Annotated in this window: 14 protein-coding genes and 1 other RNA gene; 2 read left to right on the forward strand and 13 right to left on the reverse strand. The window is 72.5% G+C overall.

Annotated features, from left to right (window positions below; translation table 11 throughout):
* Positions 1-3: 3 nt before the first annotated feature.
* Both VA596_RS07485 and VA596_RS07490 read right to left on the reverse strand, forming a co-directional pair.
* Positions 4-2,151, reverse strand: a complete 2,148-nt coding sequence (locus VA596_RS07485; RefSeq protein ID WP_323324581.1) for a DNA polymerase III subunit gamma and tau — start codon at positions 2,149-2,151, stop codon at positions 4-6.
* A gap of 44 nt (positions 2,152-2,195) precedes the next feature.
* Positions 2,196-3,749, reverse strand: coding sequence for an ALF repeat-containing protein (locus VA596_RS07490; RefSeq protein ID WP_323324582.1), 1,554 nt, complete (start codon positions 3,747-3,749; stop codon positions 2,196-2,198).
* Between the two features lie 93 nt (positions 3,750-3,842).
* On the opposite strand from VA596_RS07490, the gene VA596_RS07495 reads away from it, so the two are divergent.
* A complete protein-coding gene (locus VA596_RS07495) occupies positions 3,843-4,694 on the forward strand; it encodes a spermidine synthase (protein ID WP_323324583.1) in 852 nt (283 codons plus the stop codon).
* Positions 4,695-4,701: 7 nt separating this feature from the next.
* Here the strand turns inward: VA596_RS07495 and ffs are convergent.
* From ffs to VA596_RS07550, 11 genes are all read right to left on the reverse strand, one after another.
* Positions 4,702-4,796, reverse strand: an RNA gene (gene ffs / locus VA596_RS07500) — signal recognition particle sRNA small type.
* Between the two features lie 46 nt (positions 4,797-4,842).
* Positions 4,843-5,442, reverse strand: a complete 600-nt coding sequence (locus tag VA596_RS07505; RefSeq protein ID WP_323324584.1) for a GTP-binding protein — start codon at positions 5,440-5,442, stop codon at positions 4,843-4,845.
* Positions 5,420-5,776 carry a DUF742 domain-containing protein gene (locus tag VA596_RS07510; protein ID WP_323325703.1) on the reverse strand — a complete coding sequence of 119 codons (357 nt, stop codon included), beginning with the start codon at positions 5,774-5,776 and terminating at the stop codon, positions 5,420-5,422. The genes VA596_RS07505 and VA596_RS07510 overlap by 23 nt, the downstream gene beginning before the upstream one ends.
* On the reverse strand, positions 5,776-6,210 hold the full coding sequence (locus VA596_RS07515) for a roadblock/LC7 domain-containing protein (protein ID WP_323324585.1): 435 nt from the start codon (positions 6,208-6,210) through the stop codon (positions 5,776-5,778). The genes VA596_RS07510 and VA596_RS07515 overlap by 1 nt, the downstream gene beginning before the upstream one ends.
* A complete protein-coding gene (locus VA596_RS07520) occupies positions 6,207-8,927 on the reverse strand; it encodes a sensor histidine kinase (protein WP_323324586.1) in 2,721 nt (906 codons plus the stop codon). The genes VA596_RS07515 and VA596_RS07520 overlap by 4 nt, the downstream gene beginning before the upstream one ends.
* Positions 8,928-8,952: 25 nt before the next feature.
* Complete coding sequence (locus VA596_RS07525; RefSeq protein WP_323324587.1) at positions 8,953-9,741, reverse strand: ABC transporter ATP-binding protein; 789 nt, start codon at positions 9,739-9,741, stop codon at positions 8,953-8,955.
* The gene (locus VA596_RS07530; RefSeq protein WP_323324588.1) at positions 9,738-10,676 is read right to left on the reverse strand and encodes an ABC transporter permease; all 939 of its coding nucleotides are present in this window, start codon (positions 10,674-10,676) and stop codon (positions 9,738-9,740) included. The genes VA596_RS07525 and VA596_RS07530 overlap by 4 nt, the downstream gene beginning before the upstream one ends.
* Positions 10,673-11,683, reverse strand: coding sequence for an ABC transporter substrate-binding protein (locus VA596_RS07535; protein WP_323324589.1), 1,011 nt, complete (start codon positions 11,681-11,683; stop codon positions 10,673-10,675). Before VA596_RS07535 ends, VA596_RS07530 begins: the two co-directional genes overlap by 4 nt.
* 633 nt (positions 11,684-12,316) lie before the next feature.
* A complete protein-coding gene (locus VA596_RS07540; RefSeq protein ID WP_323324590.1) occupies positions 12,317-14,203 on the reverse strand; it encodes a glycosyltransferase family 39 protein in 1,887 nt (628 codons plus the stop codon).
* A 434-nt stretch (positions 14,204-14,637) separates the two neighbouring features.
* Entirely contained in the window at positions 14,638-16,146 is a 1,509-nt protein-coding gene (locus tag VA596_RS07545; RefSeq protein ID WP_323324591.1) for a sensor histidine kinase, read from the reverse strand.
* A complete protein-coding gene (locus tag VA596_RS07550; protein WP_043776006.1) occupies positions 16,124-16,873 on the reverse strand; it encodes a response regulator transcription factor in 750 nt (249 codons plus the stop codon). The genes VA596_RS07545 and VA596_RS07550 overlap by 23 nt, the downstream gene beginning before the upstream one ends.
* 174 nt (positions 16,874-17,047) lie before the next feature.
* On the opposite strand from VA596_RS07550, the gene VA596_RS07555 reads away from it, so the two are divergent.
* Entirely contained in the window at positions 17,048-17,698 is a 651-nt protein-coding gene (locus VA596_RS07555) for a hypothetical protein (protein ID WP_323324592.1), read from the forward strand.
* The last annotated feature ends 2 nt before the right edge of the window (positions 17,699-17,700 follow it).

The raw sequence follows: 17,700 nt of genomic DNA on the forward strand, positions 1-17,700 counted from the left end.
CGGTCAGTCCAGCGGGCGGGCGCCGAGGTGGTCCGAGATGAGCTTGCGGGCCAGCTCGTCCGGGTCCTGGTCCGGCGGCGGCGGGGGTGGCGGCGGGGCCGGGCTGGCGTCCTCGTTGTAGAGGTCCTCGTCGTCCTCGCCGGAGGGTTCCGGGGGCAGCGGGATGTCCGGCTCGGTCGTCGTGACCCTCGGGCGCGCCGGCGGGGCCGGAGCCGCGGGGGCGGGCCGGGCGGGCTGGGCCGGAGCCGCGGGCGCCGCCGGAGCGGCCGCCGACTGGCGGGTGAACGACTGCTTCGGCGCGGGCGCCGCCTGCTGCGCGCGGGCCGCGGGGGCCGCCGCCGGGGCGTTGCCGTGGACGCAGCGGACCTGCCACTCGCCGCCGAGGACGTCGGTCAGGGCGCCGGCGATCTTGCGGGCGTTGTCCTGGTCGGAGAGCCGGCGGGCCAGCGGCTCGGACTTGTGGGTCAGCGTCAGCGAGTTGCCCTCGACGGTCGCCACCGTCGCCTGCGTGAGCATCGCCTCGAGGCTGCGGCCGCCGGTGAACTTGCGCAACGACGTCATCAGCTGCGGCCAGATGTTCCGGATCCCGGCGGCGTCCAGCGCACCGGACTCCGCCGGTGCGGCGGACGCGGCGGCCGGCTCGGGCTCGGCGGCCGGGGCGGGCGCGTCGCCACCCGGCGTCCGGGTCGCACCCCAGCCGCTGGTGTCGGCGGCAGGCGCGGCGGGGGCAGCGGCGGCGGCCGGCTGCGCGGGTGTCCCGCCGCCCGGCGTGCGAGGCGTGCCCCAGCCACCCTCCGCGGGCTTGGCCGCGGGCGGTTCGGCGGGAGCGGGACGAGCCGGCGGGGTCGGTTCGGCCGCGGGCGGCTCCGGCACCGCGACGGGCGCCGGTCCCGCCGACGCCGGACGCTGCGAAGGCCGTGAGAACTCCTTCTCCGGCGCCGCGCGCACCGGCGGCTCGACACCGCCCTCGGCGGGTGCGCCGCCGCCACCGGCGACCGTCGCGCGGCGTTCCAGCCGCTCGATCCGGGCCAGCAGCGCCTTTTCCGCCTCGGTGACCGACGGCAGCAGCATCCGCGCGCACAGCAGCTCGAGCACGAGCCGGGGCGACGTCGCGCCGCGCATCTCCAGGAGTCCGTTGTGGACGATGTCGGCGTAGCGCGAGAGCGTGCCGAGGCCGAGGCGTTCGGCCTGGCCGACCATCCGCGAAAGTTCTTCTTCGGGCGCCGCCACGAGCCCGCCCGCGGACTCCGGCACCGCGCGCAGCAGCACCAGGTCGCGCAGCCGGTCGAGCAGGTCGGTCGCGAACCGGCGCGGGTCGTGCCCGGCCTCGGTGAGCTTCTCGACCGTGCCGAACACCGTGCCGGCGTCCTCGGTCGAGAGCGCGTCGACCATGTCGTCGATCAGCGCGACGTCGGTGACGCCCAGCAGCGCGACCGCGCGGCTGTAGCTGACACCCTCGGGCCCGGCGCCGGCGAGCAGCTGGTCGAGCACCGACTGCGTGTCACGCGCCGAACCGCCGCCGGCCCGGATGACCAGCGGGTACACCGCCGGCTCGACCTCGACGCCCTCGGACGCGACGTTGCTCTCCAGCAGCGTGCGCATCGCACCCGGCGGGATCAGCCGGAACGGGTAGTGGTGCGTCCGCGAGCGGATGGTGGTGAGCACCTTGTCCGGCTCGGTGGTCGCGAAGATGAAGATGACGTGTTCCGGCGGCTCTTCCACGATCTTCAGCAGGGCGTTGAAGCCCTGCGTGGTGACCATGTGCGCCTCGTCGATGATGAACACGCGGTAGCGCGACTCCGCGGGCGCGTAGAACGCCTTGTCGCGCAGCTCACGGGCGTCGTCGACACCACCGTGGCTGGCCGCGTCGAGCTCCGTGACGTCGACGCTGCCGGAGCCCTCCGGCGCGAGCGCCTTGCACGAGTTGCATTCGCCGCACGGGTCCGGTGTCGGCCCCTTCACGCAGTTCAGCGAGCGCGCCATGATGCGCGCGCTCGACGTCTTCCCGCAGCCGCGCGGGCCGGAGAAGAGGTAGGCGTGGTTGATCCGCCCGGCGGCCAACGCCGTGCGGAGGGGTTCGGTCACATGCTCCTGCCCGACGACCTCGGCGAAGGTTGCCGGACGGTACTTGCGGTACAGCGCGAGAGCCACGTCGCGAGGGTACCGGGCACGTCCGACAACCTTCCCCGTGCGGGTCAGCGCAGGGCGTTCGCCTCGGCGACCAGGGCGTTCACCTTGGCGACGTGCTGGGCGGTGAAGGCGTCGCGCGCCCGCGCCCTGCCCAGTTCGCCGTCGAGGTAGGCCTGCAGGCCCGAGTCCGGGCCGTCGAGCACACCCTGCGCGACGGCGTTGACCTCGGGACCGTTCGACAGCGTCTGGGTCACCTTCACCCGCACGTCGATCAGGCGCGCGGAGTACTGGCCGTGCGCCAGGAACTCACGGACGTCGGCGACGCTGCCGTCGAGCGCCCGCTGGGCCGCCGCCTTCGTCGACGGTCCGCCGGCCGCCAGGATCTGGTTGACCTCGACCCGGTCGTCGGCGTCGCGGCCCGGGTAGTCCCCGGTGCGCAGCAGCGCGGCGACCCCGGCGTACGGGCCCGCGAGTGCGTCGCGGGCGGCCTGCCGCAGGCCCGGGCGGGCCTTCGGGTCGGCGGCGATCGCCGCGACGGCGGCGCGGTCGTCGGTCTCCTGCGCGGCGGCGAGCCCGCTGCGCACGAAGGTGACGACGTCGTCGTCCGAACCGCCGAGCGCGGCGCGGGCGGCGGCCTTGACCGCGGCACCCCCGTTGCGCAGCAGGTAGACCGACGCGCGACGGCCGTTGGGCACCGTCAGCGCCGGGTCGGCCGCGTCGGCCAGCAGCTTGTCGTTGTCGGTCTTGGCCTGCGCGGCCCGGGCCGCGGCCTCCTTGGCCTGCTGCAGCGCGGTCGCCTCGGCGCCCGCCGCGGCCTGGCCGTCCTGCTGGTTCTCGGCCTGCTGGGCGGCGAGCCGGTCGGTGTTCGCCTTCCGCGCGTCCGAAGCGAGCTTCGCGGCCTGGTCCGCCGCGGCCCGGACGCCGGCGGCGTCGTGCCGGGCCGCGGCCGCCTTCGCGGCGTCGACCTGGGCCTGGACCGCGGTGACCTCGGTGTCGCCGTTGGCGGCGACCTGCTTCCAGACGGCCAGGAAGTACCGGACGTCGGCCGGGTCGCCGTCGAGGGCGGTCTGCGCGGCGGCCTGCACCTCGGGGCCGCCGGCCGCCATGGCCTGGTTGACCGTGATCCGGTCGTCGATGTCCTTCGCCTGCTGCAGGCCGTGGTCCAGGAACGCGCGGACGTCGGCGGGCGTGCCGTCGAGCGCCCGCTGGGCGCGGGCCTTCACGGTCGGGCCGCCGGCCGCCATGGCCTGGTTGACCGTGATCCGGTCGTCGGCCTCCCGGGCCCGGGGCAGTCCGGTGGCGAGGAACTCGCGGATGTCGGCGGTGGTGCCGTCGAGCGCCTGCTGGGCGGCGCGCCGGGTGGCGGGGCCGCCGGTCGACAGGGCCTGGTCGACCAGGATCCGGTCGTCATCGTCCTTGGCCCGGTACTGGCCGGTGGTCAGGAAGGCGGTCAGGTCGGCGGGCGAGCCGAGCAACGCCGTTTCGGCGGCCTTCGCGACGCCGGGCCCGCCGGTCTCCAGCAGCGAGACGGCCTGGGCCCGGTCGGGCAGCACGTCCGCCGAAGCGGGCGTCGCGAGCACGCCGACGGCCAGGGCCGCGGCAACGAGAACTGCGTTCACACGCAAGGTGATCCCCCTCGGATCGTTGATCGTTCCGTTCCCTTATCGCCGGTCCGGCAAGAATGTTTCCGACCGCCGCTAAGGTCGGGTTCCGTGAGCCGTACGCGCAAGCCCGCCCCGGTCCCGGGCCGTTATCCGGTGCGTTTCGGGACGGCGGAGCTGCTCCGCGACGCCGACCGCGCGAACGCGTGGCTGGTGTCGGTGGGCGGGGTCGCGCAGTCGTACGTCGACCTCGACGACCCGGCCGACCTGGAGTTCGACTACGTCCGCCGCTTCGGCGACGTGGTGGACCTGCTGCCCCCGGGCCCCCTGGACGCGCTCCACATCGGCGGCGCGGCGTGCACCCTGCCGAGGTACGTGGCTTTCACCCGGCCGGGATCGCGCCAGCTGGTGTTCGACGCGGACGGTGAGCTGGTGGAGCTGGTCCGCACCCAGCTGGGCCTGAAGGTGCCGGGCCTGCGGGTGCGCGTGACGGACGGCCGCGAGGGCCTGGCGACGCGCCGCGAGGACACGGCGGACCTGGTGGTGGTGGACGCGTTCGAGCGGGCGGCCCTGGCGGGCGGCCTGGCCACGCTGGAGAGCCTGCGCACGATCGCGGCCGTCCTCCGCCCGGGCGGCACGTACCTGGCCAACATCACCGACGGCGCCGGGCTCCCCTTCGCCCGCCGCTTCCTGGCCACGCTGCGGGAGGTGTTTCCGCAGGTAGTGCTCCTGGCGGACCCGGGCGTACTGCGCGGGAGGCGCTTCGGAAACCTGGTGTTCGCAGCCTCGGCGGCGCCCCTGCCGACCGCGGAACTGGCGTCCCGGACGGCCTCGGCGGCCTTCCCGGCAAGGTGCGTGGAGGGCCCGGAGCTGGAGAAACTGGCGGGCCGGGCCAAGCCGATCACGGACGAGGACGCACCCCCGGCCCCGAAACCCCCGGAAGACATCCTGGGCGTGTTCTAGGGGCAAAAAAAGGGGACCCCGCGCACCCGTCAGAGCCTGCTTATCCTTGCTGCCTTCCGGCCCTGGGGAGGTTCACAGGGTGGACGCCGCGCGGGGTCCGTGGATCAGTGTAGCGGGGCCGCCGAGAACCCTCTCGGTGGCCTCCAGCTCAGGTGCCCGCGCCCGCCTGGGCCCGTGCTCGCTGGAACGTGTTGTGCAGGACCGCCAGCAACGCATCTCGCACCGAGAGCTTCTGGCGGGCGTCGAACGTGATCAGCGGGACGTCCTCGCTCACCGCCAGGGCCCAGCGGATGTCGTCCAGGTTGTGGCCCAGCGCGCCGTCGAACATGTTGACCGCCACCACGAACGGGAGGCCCGCGTTCTCGAAGTAGTCGACCGCCGGGTAGCAGTCGTCCATGCGGCGGGTGTCCACGATGACCAGGGCACCCAGCGCGCCCTGGACCAGGTCCTGCCACATGAAGCCGAAGCGGTCCTGGCCGGGCGTGCCGAACAGGTACAGCTTCACCTCGTCGTCGATCGTGATGCAGCCGAAGTCGAGGGCCACCGTCGTCGTGGTCTTCGACGGGACGTGGCCCGTGCGGTCGACGTTCGCGGCCACCGACGTGATCGCGGCCTCCGTCGTCAGCGGCTTGATCTCCGAGATCGACGTCACCGCCGTGGTCTTGCCGACGCCGAAACCGCCCGCGATGACGATCTTGACCGGGGCCGGCGGGCGGGCCGCCTGCTCAGTGAATGGCTTCGAGTCCACGAATGACCCTTTCGATCATGCCGAGGTCGTGCGAGTTGTGGCTCCCCGGCCGGCGGACGACGACGTAGCCCAGCTCGGCGAGGTCGGCCACGAGCACGCGCGCGACACCGATGTGCAGGCCGAGCATGGCGGCCACTTCGGCGACCGACATCGTGCTGCGGCAGAGCGAGACGATTTCCTGGCGTTCGAAGGTCAGCTTCGGGTGCGACGCCGCGCCGAGGCGTGACGTCATCACCTGCGCCTCGATCTCGAGGCTCTGGTCCACCGGCTGCGCCCGTCCCGAGGTCATCAGGTACGGCCGCAGCAGCGAGATGTCCGGGTCGTCGCCGGCCATCACGAACCCACGGTGTTCTTGAGCTCCTCGATCAGGCCGGGCGTGAGGACCTCGGTGGCGCGGTTGGCGAACATCGCCATCTCGTAGGCGATCGTGCCGAGGCTGGCCTGCTTGTTGGCGAGGACGCCGAGCGAGCAGCCGATGCTGATGGTGCAGACCAGCAGATAACCGTGCTCCAGCTCGATGATCACCTTGTCGGGCGCGCCGAGCGGGTGGCTGTCGGAGACGCCGTGGGCGAGGCCGAGCATGGCGGACGAGATCGCGGCGAGGCGGTCGGCGTTGGAGCGCTCGAGCTCCGAGGACACCGCGATCAGCAAGCCGTCGGCCGAGACCGCGATGGCCGCGATCGCGCCCGCGGTGTGCTGCGCGAAGCGGCTCACCAGCCAGTTGAAGTTCTGGGCTTCGACGCTGACACCAGCTGCGGGGATGCTCATTTCCTGCTCTCTTCTCCTGCGTCCATTTCGAGACGTTCCATCACACGACCGGCGACCACGCCCGGCGGCGGGGTGTCTGCCGTAAGCACGTCCGCCTTGGCCAGGCCGGCGGCGAACGAGTCGAACGCCGCGCGCTCGGCCGCCGGGTCCCGCATGCCGCGGGTCACGACGGGCCGGGCGATCGGCCTGCCCTCGGCCTCCTGCTTGCGGAGGCCCGGGGCGAGCTGGGCGCCGGGGACGCGCCGGATCAGGCCGTCCCGCGAGATCGGGGCGGTGACCGGGGCGGCGGCACGCGCCGGGGGCACCGGCTCGGGTTCGGCCACGACGGCGTCCGGCGGGTCGGCCGGCGTGGCGGTGACCCCGGCGGCCCTGGCGAACGCCTCCTGGAAGCCGTCCATGGCGATCCTGGTCGCCTCGGGGTCGTGCCGCGGCTTGTCCTCGACGGCGACGGCGGCGGTCGTGCCCGGGCTGGGCAGCTGCGCGCCGCGGACGCGACGGCGCAGGCCGCCACGGGACTCGGGCTTCTCGACAGCGGCGGGCTCCGCGGGTTCGGCGTCCGGCCACACCGGCTCCAGCTGGTCGAACCAGCGGAACCCGTTGAGGTGGCCGGTGGCGAGCAGCGCCGGGATCGCCGGCGACGGCAGTTCCTTCTGGCGCTCCGGCTCGGCCGGCCGGAACATGTCCAAAGTGGACACCGAACGCGGCGACGGCGCCGGGGCGGCGTGCCGCGGTTTCGGCGTGGTGATCGGGGGTGCCGCCTGCGCCGGGATCGCCGGCGCGGGTTCGGCCTTCGGGAGCAGTCCGGTGCGGTGGCTGAACAGGGACGGCGGGATCGTCAGTCGGGCGGTGACGCCGCCGGTGGTCGGCGTCGCGAGCAGTTCGACGCCGAGTTCGTGACGCCGTGCGAGGCGGCCGACCACGAACAGGCCGAGCACACTGGTCGGCGCCAGCTCCAGGCGTTCGCGCTCGACGAGCCGCTTGTTCTCGGCCCCGATCTTCTCCGCGGTCATGCCGATGCCGTGGTCGACGATGCTGACCAGGCACGAGCCGTCGGTGAGGAACATCGTGTCCACCTCGACCGTCGAGCCCGGCGGCGAGAACGCCGTCGCGTTCTCCAGCAGCTCGGCGAACACCAGCACGAGGTCGGCACCGAGCGCCGAGGACAGCAGGATCTCCGCGACGACACCGAGCTTGACGCGCTGGTAGTCCTCGATCTCGGCGAGCGCCGAGCGCAGGGCCGTCGCCAGCTCGATCGGGCCCGCGATGCGGGTCTCGTCGCGGGTGCCGGACACCACGAGCAGGTTGTCGGCGTTGCGGCGCAGGCGGGTGGAGAGGTGGTCGAGCCGGTAGAGGCTGGCCAGCAGCCGGGTGTCCTGCTCGTTGCGCTCGACCTCGTCGATCAGCGCGAGCTGGCGGCCGACGAGGTTCTGCGTGCGCTTCGCGACGTTCGCGAACATCAGGCTGGTGTTGCGCCGCGTGAGCGCCTGCCGTTCGACCAGCTCGGCGGCGGTCGTCTGGACCCGGTTGAACGCCGCGGCGAGCTCGCCCAGCTCGTCACCGGAGGAGACGTCGATCGTGGCCAGCCGCGGCACCTGCTCCTCGGCCTCCTCGGTGTCGGTCACGCGGACGAGCTCGGTGCCGGCGAGGTCGGCGACCGACGTCGCCGCCGTGGTCAGCCGCCGCAGCGGCCGGGCGATCGAGCGGGAGACCGCGACGGCGAGGAAGGCGACCAGCAGGAACAGCGCGGCGGCACCGACACCGACGACCCAGGCCAGCCGCGTCGCCGAGTCGGCCCGGCCGGTCGCCGAGTCGGCGATCTCGCCGGTGACCCGCTCCTGGACCAGCTTGCGTTGCCCCGCCTGGGTTTCCGCCGCGCTGAGGACGTCCGTGACGTACCGGCCGGTGGCCGCGGCGTCGCGCGGGTTGCCGATCTGGGCGGCGAGGTCCTCGATCCGGCGGCCCGCGTCGCTCTGCTCGACGTTGACCACGAGCTCGGCCTGCTGGTTGTCGGACGCGTTGTCGGCCTGCTGGACGAACCGGTCGGTGAAGATCGGCGCCTGCTGGGTCGCGTCGTCCAGGATGGACTTGCCGGCGTCGGGCGCCACCGCCGTCACGATCAACGCCATGCCGCGCAACGAGTTCTCCTCGTTCGCGCGCAGCAGCGCTTCGAGGGCGGTCAGCTCCCGGGTGCCTTCGGCGTCACTGGTGAGCTGCGGGACGAGCCGCAGCGAGTCGATGACCGCGCCGATCACGGCGTGGTAGGTGCGGGCCACGCTGTCGAGCGCGACGCCACGGCGCTCGGCGTTCTGCCGCAGCTCGTTCAGCGAGCCGATCCGGGTCAGGGCCGCGGAAAGCTCGTCCGGCGCGTCCGAGCCGAGCTGCGCCCGGACGTTCTCGACCGCCGTGTCGACCGCCCGGCGCTGCTTGACCAGCTCGTCCGGCGACATCGACGGCGTCGCGAGAAAGGCGCCGGTCAGCAGCCGTTCCCGCTGCAGCTGCCAGACCAGGCCGCCGAGCTGCTGGGCGTGGCGCGCCACGGTCGCCGACTGCGCGGCCGCCGTGGCGCTGCTCGCCTGCGTCAGCACGAACGGCACCGAAACCAGCAGCACCGCGACCAGGGGTGGCAGGAGCAGCAGGTTCAGCTTGCCGCGAATGCCGAGCCGCGCGAGGAATCCCCCGCCGCTCGCCCGTTCCGCGGTCGACCTGCCGTGCCTCATCCCGCCACCTTCCCGTCCACCGTTCTCACTCGACCGCGGCCACCCGGCTGACGTGGCCGCGGTGCTGCTCCCGGACCAGGTCCTCGATCCGGGCGCGCAGCGCGAGGAACTCCGGCTCGCGCTTGACCCCCAGGTCCCGCTCGGCCGGCAGCGCCACCTCGACGTCCGCGGCGATCCGGCCCGGGTCGGAGGCGAGCACCACGACCCGGCCGCCCAGGAACACCGCTTCCTCGACGTCGTGGGTGACCATCAGCACCGTCGTGCCGGTGTCGGCCCAGATCCGGCGGATCAGCACCTGCATGTCCTCTTTGGTCTGGACGTCCAAGGCGCCGAAGGGTTCGTCCAGCAGCAGGACTTCCGGCTCGCACGCCAGGGCGCGCGCGATCGCGACGCGCTGCTTCTGGCCGCCCGAAAGCTGTTTCGGCAACGAGCGGCGCACCGTGTCGAGCCCGGTCTCGGCGAGGTACCAGTTCACGCGCTCGGCGCGCTCGGCCGGGTCGAGCGAAAGCAGCTCGAGTCCGAACGCGACGTTCTTCTCGACGCTGCGCCACGGGTAGAGCGCGCCGGACTGGAACACCAACCCGCGGTCCGGGCCGGGGCCCGTCACCGGGACGCCGTCGAGCAGGATCTCGCCCTCGGTCGGCCGGCTGAGCCCGGCCACCAGCGACAACAGCGTCGACTTGCCCGAGCCGCTCGCGCCGACGACGCAGACGAACTCGCCGCGCAGCACCTCGAGGTCGACGCCGTCGAGCGCGCGCGTCACCTGGCCGCGGACGGTGTAGTCCTTCGCGACGTTCCGCAGTTCCAGTGTCATGCCGTCCACTTCCCGACCCGGGTGCGCACCAGCCGCAGCACGACGTCGATGGTCAGCCCGGCGAGGCCGATGACCACGAGCACCGCGAAGATCGTGTCCGTCTGCAGGAACCGTTGCGCCCGCACGATCCGGTAGCCCAGGCCGGCCTGCGAGTTGATCAGCTCGGCCACGACCACGAAGTTCCACGCCGCGGCGGCGTTGATCCGGATCGCGTCGATCATGCCCGGCAGCGCGTGCGGCACGACGACCTTGCGCAGCACCTCGCCTCGGCGCGCGCCGAGGGTGTAGGAGACGTCGAGCAGCGCGCCCGGCACCGCGCGCACGACGTCCGCGGTCATCAGCGTGTTGAAGAAGACCGTCCCGATGAAGAGCATGGCGACCTTCGACGGCTCGCCGATGCCGAGCCAGATGATCAGCAGCGGGATGAACGCGCTCGCCGGGAGGTAGCGCAGCAGCCCGATCAGCGGCTCGAAGAACGCCTGCCCCGCGGTGAAACCACCCATGAGGATGCCGAGCGGCACCGACACGAGCACCGCGAGGCCGAAGCCTTCGAGCACCCGCTGCGTCGTCGCCCACAGGTCGTCGAACAGCTCGCCGGTGCTCACCATGTCGACCCCGGCGCGGAAGACCGCGACCGGGGACGGCAGGAACGTCGAGTCGACGGCGCCGCTCACGCTCAGCACGACCCAGGCGAGCAACGGGATCGCGAACGACAGCACCGCCAGCTTCCAACGGGCCGACGAGCCGATCGGCGTGCGCAGGGAGAACAGCGCCGACGCCGGCTTCGGCGCGGCCCGGCGCGGCAGCGGTGCCCAGCCGGGGCGCCCCCGGCCGGCCTCGGCGCGGTCGGCGAGCCCCTGCTCGGCCTCCAGCTCCTCGGCCGCGCGTTCGTCGGCCGGGGAGCTGGCGGTGGTGCGCTGGGTCGGACCCGTCACTGCGGCGTTGCCTTCACGAACTGGTCGTCGAACAGGCCGTCGAGCGACGGCCGCTGCTGGGCGAGGCCGGTGCTCGTGATGAAGTCGACGATCTTGTTCGCCGAGAAGTCGAGGTGCTGCGCGGTGACACCCGGGGTGAACGCGTCGAGGTTCTGCTGGCGCGTGAAGATCGTGGTGCCGGCGTCGTAGGTCTTGTACTCCTCGTCGGAGACACCGCCGCGCTTGGCCATGATCTTGATCGCCGCGTCCTTGTTGTTCTTGATCCAGGTCAGCGTGTCGAACCAGGTGTTGACCAGCGCCTGCACGTCCTTCGGGTGCTCCTTGACCAGCTTCTGCGACGTCACCAGGTGGTCCGGGATGGCGCCGGGGAACTCGGCCGACGAGGAGATCGCGCGGCTGCCCTGGCGTTCGAGGGCCTTGGTGGTGAAGGGCGCGAACGCACCGACCGCGTCGACCTGGCCCGCGACGAACGCGGCCGCGGCGGCGTCGGTCGGCAGGTTGACCAGCTGGATGTCCTTTTCGGTCAGCTTCGCTTCCTGCAGCGCCAGCAGCAGGAGGTAGTGGTCGACGGTGCCCTGCTCGACGGCGACCTTCTTGCCCCTGAGGTCGGCGACGGCGGTGATCCCGTCCCGCGCGATGATCTTGTCGTTGCCGGTCGAGTTATCGTTTACCAGCACGATGGAGAGCTTCGCGCCGCCCGAAGCCGAGGAAAGCGTGTCGTTAAGCGTCTGGCTGTTGGCGTCGATCGCGCCGCTGGAAAGCGCGTTGATGCTGTCGGTGTAGTTGTCGAACCACTTGAGGTCGACGTTCACGCCGTTCTTGGCGAACAGGCCCTGCTCCTGCGCCACCTGCCAGGGGAACCAGCCCGGCCACGCGCTGAACCCGAGGGTGATCTTGCCGCCGTCGCCGGAGGCGGAACTGTCACTGCAGCCGGACAGGGCGGTGACCCCGAAAAGGGTCAGCAGTGTCAGGAGCGCCGTCAGCAGACGACGAGGGCGGGAAGTCACAGCGAAACTCCAGATGGCGGGGGAAGTGGAGTGGAGCGACACCAAAGGGGGAACGGGGTCTACCTACCGCGACGACGAGGAGGTGGTTCGGGCAAGGCTGCGCCACCGCGCACGGTCATCGCTGCTCTCTTCCAGACGCACCTGATCGGGTCAAGGCGGGAGAACGCGGACAAGGGAGCACCTACGCCCAGTGAAAACCCGGCGCCGCACGCACCGGATCGACCACCCCTTGTCCCTCTCCCGGCGGAGACTCTAGCGAGAAGGACAAGATCCCCACAACGCCCTTCGGGTGCCTCCGAAAGGGTGACGTCCAGGCCGGGTTACCAGCACCTTCACGGGTGATGAAGATCAAGTACGCGCGTGTTTCTGTCGGCCGCCCGGCCAAGATCGCCGCACTCCTGAAGAGATCCGCCCGTGCAGGCGCACGGGCACCACGGCGGCGTTGTCACACGTCGGCGCGGGGTGTCGCGATCATCAGCGGCGCTTCCACGAACGAGCGAACAATCGTTCGGAACATACCGCTGACCGAGCCATCATTCGAACAGGTGTCCGTATCCCCGCCTACTGCACGGGCGCCGGGACCACCGAATGATTCCGCCACTGTTAACACGCCTGAAACAATTCTCTTTTCTGTCAGCTGATCGATTTCGTCAGGTCGTAGACGGTGGTGCCCCCGACCGTCGACGGCGCGAAATTCTGTTCCACCCACGTCTGGATTTCGCCCGACGTGCCCCGGCCCCCGCCGAAGCCGCCGCGCCCGCCGGCGACGTAGTAGTGGATGTCGCCCGCGGCGACGTACTGCTGGAACTGCTGCAGCGTCGGAGCCGGGTCACTGCCGCTGAAGCCGCCGATCGCGAGCACCGGCCGTCCACTCGAGAGGGCCAGCCCCGCCGACTGCATCGCGCCGCTCTGCGCCGCGGCCCACTTCGTCGTGGTGTTCTTCAGCAGGTCGATCACCGCGGTGTCGGCCTGTCCCTCGCCGAACCCGCCGCGGCCGCCGCCTCCACCGAAGCCACCGAACCCGCGTCCACTCGCGACGGCCGGGCCGGACGACGGCGTGCCACCGGAGTGCGCGGTTGCCGCCGTCGCGAAGGTGAAGGACGCCGTCCCGAGCAGCGCGCCGCACAGCCCGACGACGGCGACGGCCGGGCCGAGCCGCCGGAACCGGTCGGCGCCGAAGAGCAGCGCGACCACCGCGAGCGCGCTCAGCACGAGCAGCGCGTACCGCAGCCACGGCTGCCACGCCGGCGTCCGGTCGAGCAGCACGAATCCCCAGACCGCGGACACCGCGAGCATGACGGCCAGCACCGCGCGGGCCGCGAAGTTCGCCCGTCCCCGCCACAGCTCACGCGCGGAAATCCCCAGCGTGGCGGCGATCCCGGGCGCCAGCGCGACCGTGTAGTACGGGTGGATGATGCCGCTCATGTAGCTGAAGACGAGCACTGTGACGACCGTCCAGCCGCCCCAGATCAGCAGGGCCGCGCGGGTCCGGTCGGTGCGCGGCGCGCGGCGGGTGAACCACAGCCCCGCGACCAGGCCGATCAGCGCGGCGGGCAGCAGCCACGACGCTTCGGCGCCGAACTCGCCGCTGAACAGCCGCGTCAGGCCGGTCTGGCCGCCGAACGCGCCCCCTCCGAAGCCACCCCGTGCGCCGGTTGGCGGCGTGACGCCGCCGCCACCGCGTCCCTCGCCGAAGATCCGGCCGAGGCCGTTGTAACCGAAAGCCAGTTCCAGCACGGTGTTGTCGGTCGAGCCGCTGATGTAGGGCCGGTCCGCGACGGGCCACAGCGCGACGACCAGGACCCACCAGCCGGCGGAAACGACCACCGCGCCGGCCGCGGCGAACAGCTGGCCGATCCGGCGCCCGAGCGACGTCGGCGCGGCGACCGCGTACGCCAGCACGAACGCGGGCACCACGAGGAACGCCTGGAGCATCTTGTCGAGGAACCCGAAGCCGATCGCGACGCCGGCGAGCACCAGCCACAGCGTGCTCGCCTTGTCCAGCGCGCGCACGACGCAGTACGCGCCGGCGACCAGCAGCAGGACGAGGAAGGCGTCCGGGTTGTCGTAGCGGAACATCAGCGCGGCGACCGGCGTCACCGCGAGCGCGGCCCCGGCGAGCAGCCCGGCACCCGGCCCGGAAAGCCGGCGCACGGCCAGGTACAGCAGGCCGACCGACGCGACGCCGGCGAGCGCGTCCGGCACCAGCAGGCTCCAGCTGGAGAACCCGAAGATCCGGCCCGACAACCCCATGGCCCACAGGGAGAAGGGCGGTTTGTCGACCGTGACGACGTTGCCCGGGTCGAGCGAGCCGAAGAACAGCGCCTTCCAGCTCCACGTCCCGGCCTGGGCGGCCATCGCGTAGAAGTCGTTGCCCCAGCCCGTTTTCGCCAGGTCCCACAGGTAGAGCAGCCCGGTCCCGAGCAGCAGCGCGGCCACGGAAGGCTTGATCCACCGCGGTTCCGGTGCGGCCTGGGGCGCGGGCTGGGCGTGTTCGGGCGCCGACAGCGTGGTCGTCATGAGCCCCACCGTCTCGGCACCACATGTGGTGAACTTGTGCCGAACCTGTGCCCGCGCTGTGCATCGGCCACGATCGTGTGAGGTGAGCGACGCGCGCGGGTTTCGCGTGGTCCTGCCGACCCGCCCAAGGCCGCCTGCTGCGGTTGCCCGCCGGCGGCGTCGCGGGTGGCACGATCGGCGAGACCCGGCACGACGCTGGTCAGCGTCGAGCGGAATCCCGAGCGGTACGAGGCCGCGACCGAGCTGTTCGCCGACGTCCCGAACGTGACCCCGCTGCACTGGTTACAGCACCCGGACCTGTTGGCCACCGAACTACAGCTGCCCCCGACCTGGCCACAGTGGTCGCCCGCCACCCCGGCTGAGCCGCCACTTTCGCTACGAAAGATGCGGGGTTGTGGAGGGATTTCGGGGGATGTGGACAAGTCGGCGGGGTGTCACCCCGGCGCCGGAGCCTCCGCGAAGACGATCTCGAACTCCGTCCGTCCCGGGCGGCTCTGCACCCCGACCCGCCCGCGGTGCGCGCTCACCACCGCTGCCACGATCGCCAAGCCCAGCCCCGTGCTCCCCGCCGCCCGCGAACGCGAGTTGTCGCCGCGGGCGAAGCGCTCGAAGATGTCCGGGAGGATCTCCGGTGGGATGCCCGGGCCGTCGTCGGCCACGCGGAGCCGGACGAAACCGTCCGAAGTGGACAGTGTGGTCGTCACCGTGGTGCCCGCCGGGGTGTGCGTGCGGGCGTTGGCCAGCACGTTGATCACCACCTGGTGCAGCTGACCCGCGTCGCCGAGCACGCCGATCGGCTCGCCGGGGACGTCCATCAGCCACTTGTGGTCCGGGCCCGCGACGTGCGCGTCCGCGACCGCGTCGGCCACCAGCCGGCACAGGTCGACCCACTCCGGCACCACCGGGCGGCCCGAGTCCAGCCGGGCCAGCAGCAGCAGGTCCTCCACCAGCGTCGTCATCCGGCGCGACTCCGACTCGACGCGGCTCATCGCGAACGCGATGTCCGGCGGCACCTGCTCGCCGCTGCGCCGGGTCAGCTCCGCGTACCCGCGGATCGCGGCCAGCGGCGTCCGCAGCTCGTGGCTCGCGTCCGCGACGAACTGCCGGACCCGGCTTTCGCTCGCCTGCCGCGCGGTCAGCGCGTTCGCGATGTGCTGCAGCATCCGGTTCAGCGCCGAGCCGACCTTGCCGACCTCGGTGTTCGGGTTGGTGTCGGCCTCCGGGACCCGCTCGGACAGCGCGACCTCACCGCGGTCCAGCGGCAGCTCGGAGACGCGCGACGCGGTCGCGGCCAGCCGGTCCAGCGGCAGCATCGTGCGGCGGATCGTCGCCGCGCCGACCGCGCCGGCGACCAGGATCCCGGCGAGCGCGACGCCGCCGAGGATGAAGCCCAGCCGCCAGAGCGTCTCGTTGACGTCCTTGAGCGGCAGGCCGATGACCGTGTGCTGGCCGTTGGGCGTCGTGGTCGAGACGACGCGGTACTCACCGAGGGTGCCGCCGAGGTCGATGCTCCGCGGCTTCCCGTCCGACGGCATCGCCAGCAGGGCCACGACCTGCTCCGTCGAGACCGGTTTGAGCGGCGCCTTCCGCTTGTTCGGCGACGCCACGCTCGAGTCGAGCACCCCGGCCTGCGCGACCGACCCCTTCTGGACGACGGCGAGCGTGCCGTCACCCTGGCCGAGCGCCCGCAGCGGATCCGGCGGTGGTGCATCGCCGTACATCCAGGGCGGCCGTTCCCCGCCGTGGCCGCGTTCGGTGGCCGCGGCGAGCCGGTTGTCCTGCTGGCCGTTGAGGAACTCGCTCAGCGCGAACTCCGTGACGACGCCGACGACGACGCACACGAGCGCGAGCAGCGCGGCGAGCTGGAAGATCAGCCGCCGCCGCAACGACCACGGCCGCTGCGTCCGGAACCGCCGCCGCTCAGCCCGCTGGCTTGAGGACATACCCGGCGCCCCGCATGGTGTGGATCATCGGCTCGCGGTCGGCGTCGATCTTCTTGCGCAGGTAGGAGATGTAGAGCTCGACGATGTTGGCCTGGCCGCCGAAGTCGTAGCTCCACACGCGGTCCAGGATCTGCGCCTTCGACAGCACCCGCTTCGGGTTGCGCATGAGGTAGCGCAGCAGCTCGAACTCGGTCGCGGTCAGCGGCACCAGGTCGCCGCCGCGGTGCACCTCGCGGCTGTCCTCGTCCAGGGTGAGGTCGCCGACGACCAGCGTCGACCCGCTCGCGCCGGTGACGCCGCCCGCCCGGCGCAGCAGCGCGCGCAGGCGCAGCGCGACCTCTTCGAGGCTGAACGGCTTGGTGACGTAGTCGTCGCCGCCGGCGGTCAGCCCGGCGATCCGGTCCTCGACCGCGTCCTTCGCCGTGAGGAACAGCACCGGCAGGTGGGGCGCCTCGGACCGCATCCGCCGCAGCACTTCGAGGCCGCTGAAGTCGGGGAGCATGACGTCGAGGACGACCGCGTCGGGCCGGAAGTCGCGCGCGATCCGGACGGCCTCCGTGCCGTCGCCCGCGCTGCGCACCTCCCAGCCCTCCATCCGCAGGGCCATCGAGACGAGCTCGGCCAGCGTCGCCTCGTCGTCGACGACGAGGACCCGGACGGGACTCCCGTCGGCGCGGCGCAGGTCGGCCTTGCCAGGGCCTGGTGACGTGGCGTTCATAGCGGTCATAGTGCCACCTTCCCGGTCGGTCCACAGGGTTTGCTGTGGGCTCGCTGTGCGTTCCCTGTGAGGTCCTTCGCCTGGGTAAAGGAGCCACAGCACCCGCTGACGCTTCGCACAGCTCAAACACAGCCACGGCGGTGAGCCTGGGCTGGACCAGTGTGGGTACGACCGGAGGACACGATGACGACCGAGCCGACGCCGAACACCCCGCCGCAGGGCGGGCCGGCACCCGCGAGCCAACCGGCCGCGGCGAACTGGGGCGACCCCGCGGCGGCCGCGCCGAAGAAGGGCTGGTCCGGCAAGAAGACGGCGATCGCGGCCGGCATCGCCGTGGTGATCGCGGCCGGCGGCGGCGCGGCGATCTGGGCGGGCACCAGCAGCGCCGACAACTCCGCGCAGCCGGGCGGTCCCGGCGGCTTCGGCGGCCCGGGCGGCCCCGGCGGCGGCCAGTTCCGCGGCGGTCCCGGCGGCACCTTCGGCGGCGGCATGGCCGCGCTGCGGGAGGCCCTGCACGGCGACTTCGTCGTGGCCGACCCGAACGGCGGCTACACGACCGAGCGGCTGCAGACCGGCGACGTCACCGAGCTGAGCGCCACGTCCGTGACGCTGACCAGCAAGGACGGCTACAAGCAGACGTACACGCTCGACGGCTCGACCCAGAAGACGGGCGACGTGAAGCAGGGCGACACGAACGTCACGGTGGTGGCGAAGGTCAACGGCCAAACAGCGACGGCGACCTCCCTCGGCCAGGCCCTGCAGCCGGGCGCAGGCGGCCAGCGCCAACCAGGCCAGCGCCGCGGCGGCGACTACCAGCCCCGCCCCACGAACTAACG

Source organism: Amycolatopsis heterodermiae, from assembly GCF_034929455.1.
GTDB classification, from domain to species: Bacteria; Actinomycetota; Actinomycetes; order Mycobacteriales; family Pseudonocardiaceae; genus Amycolatopsis; species Amycolatopsis heterodermiae.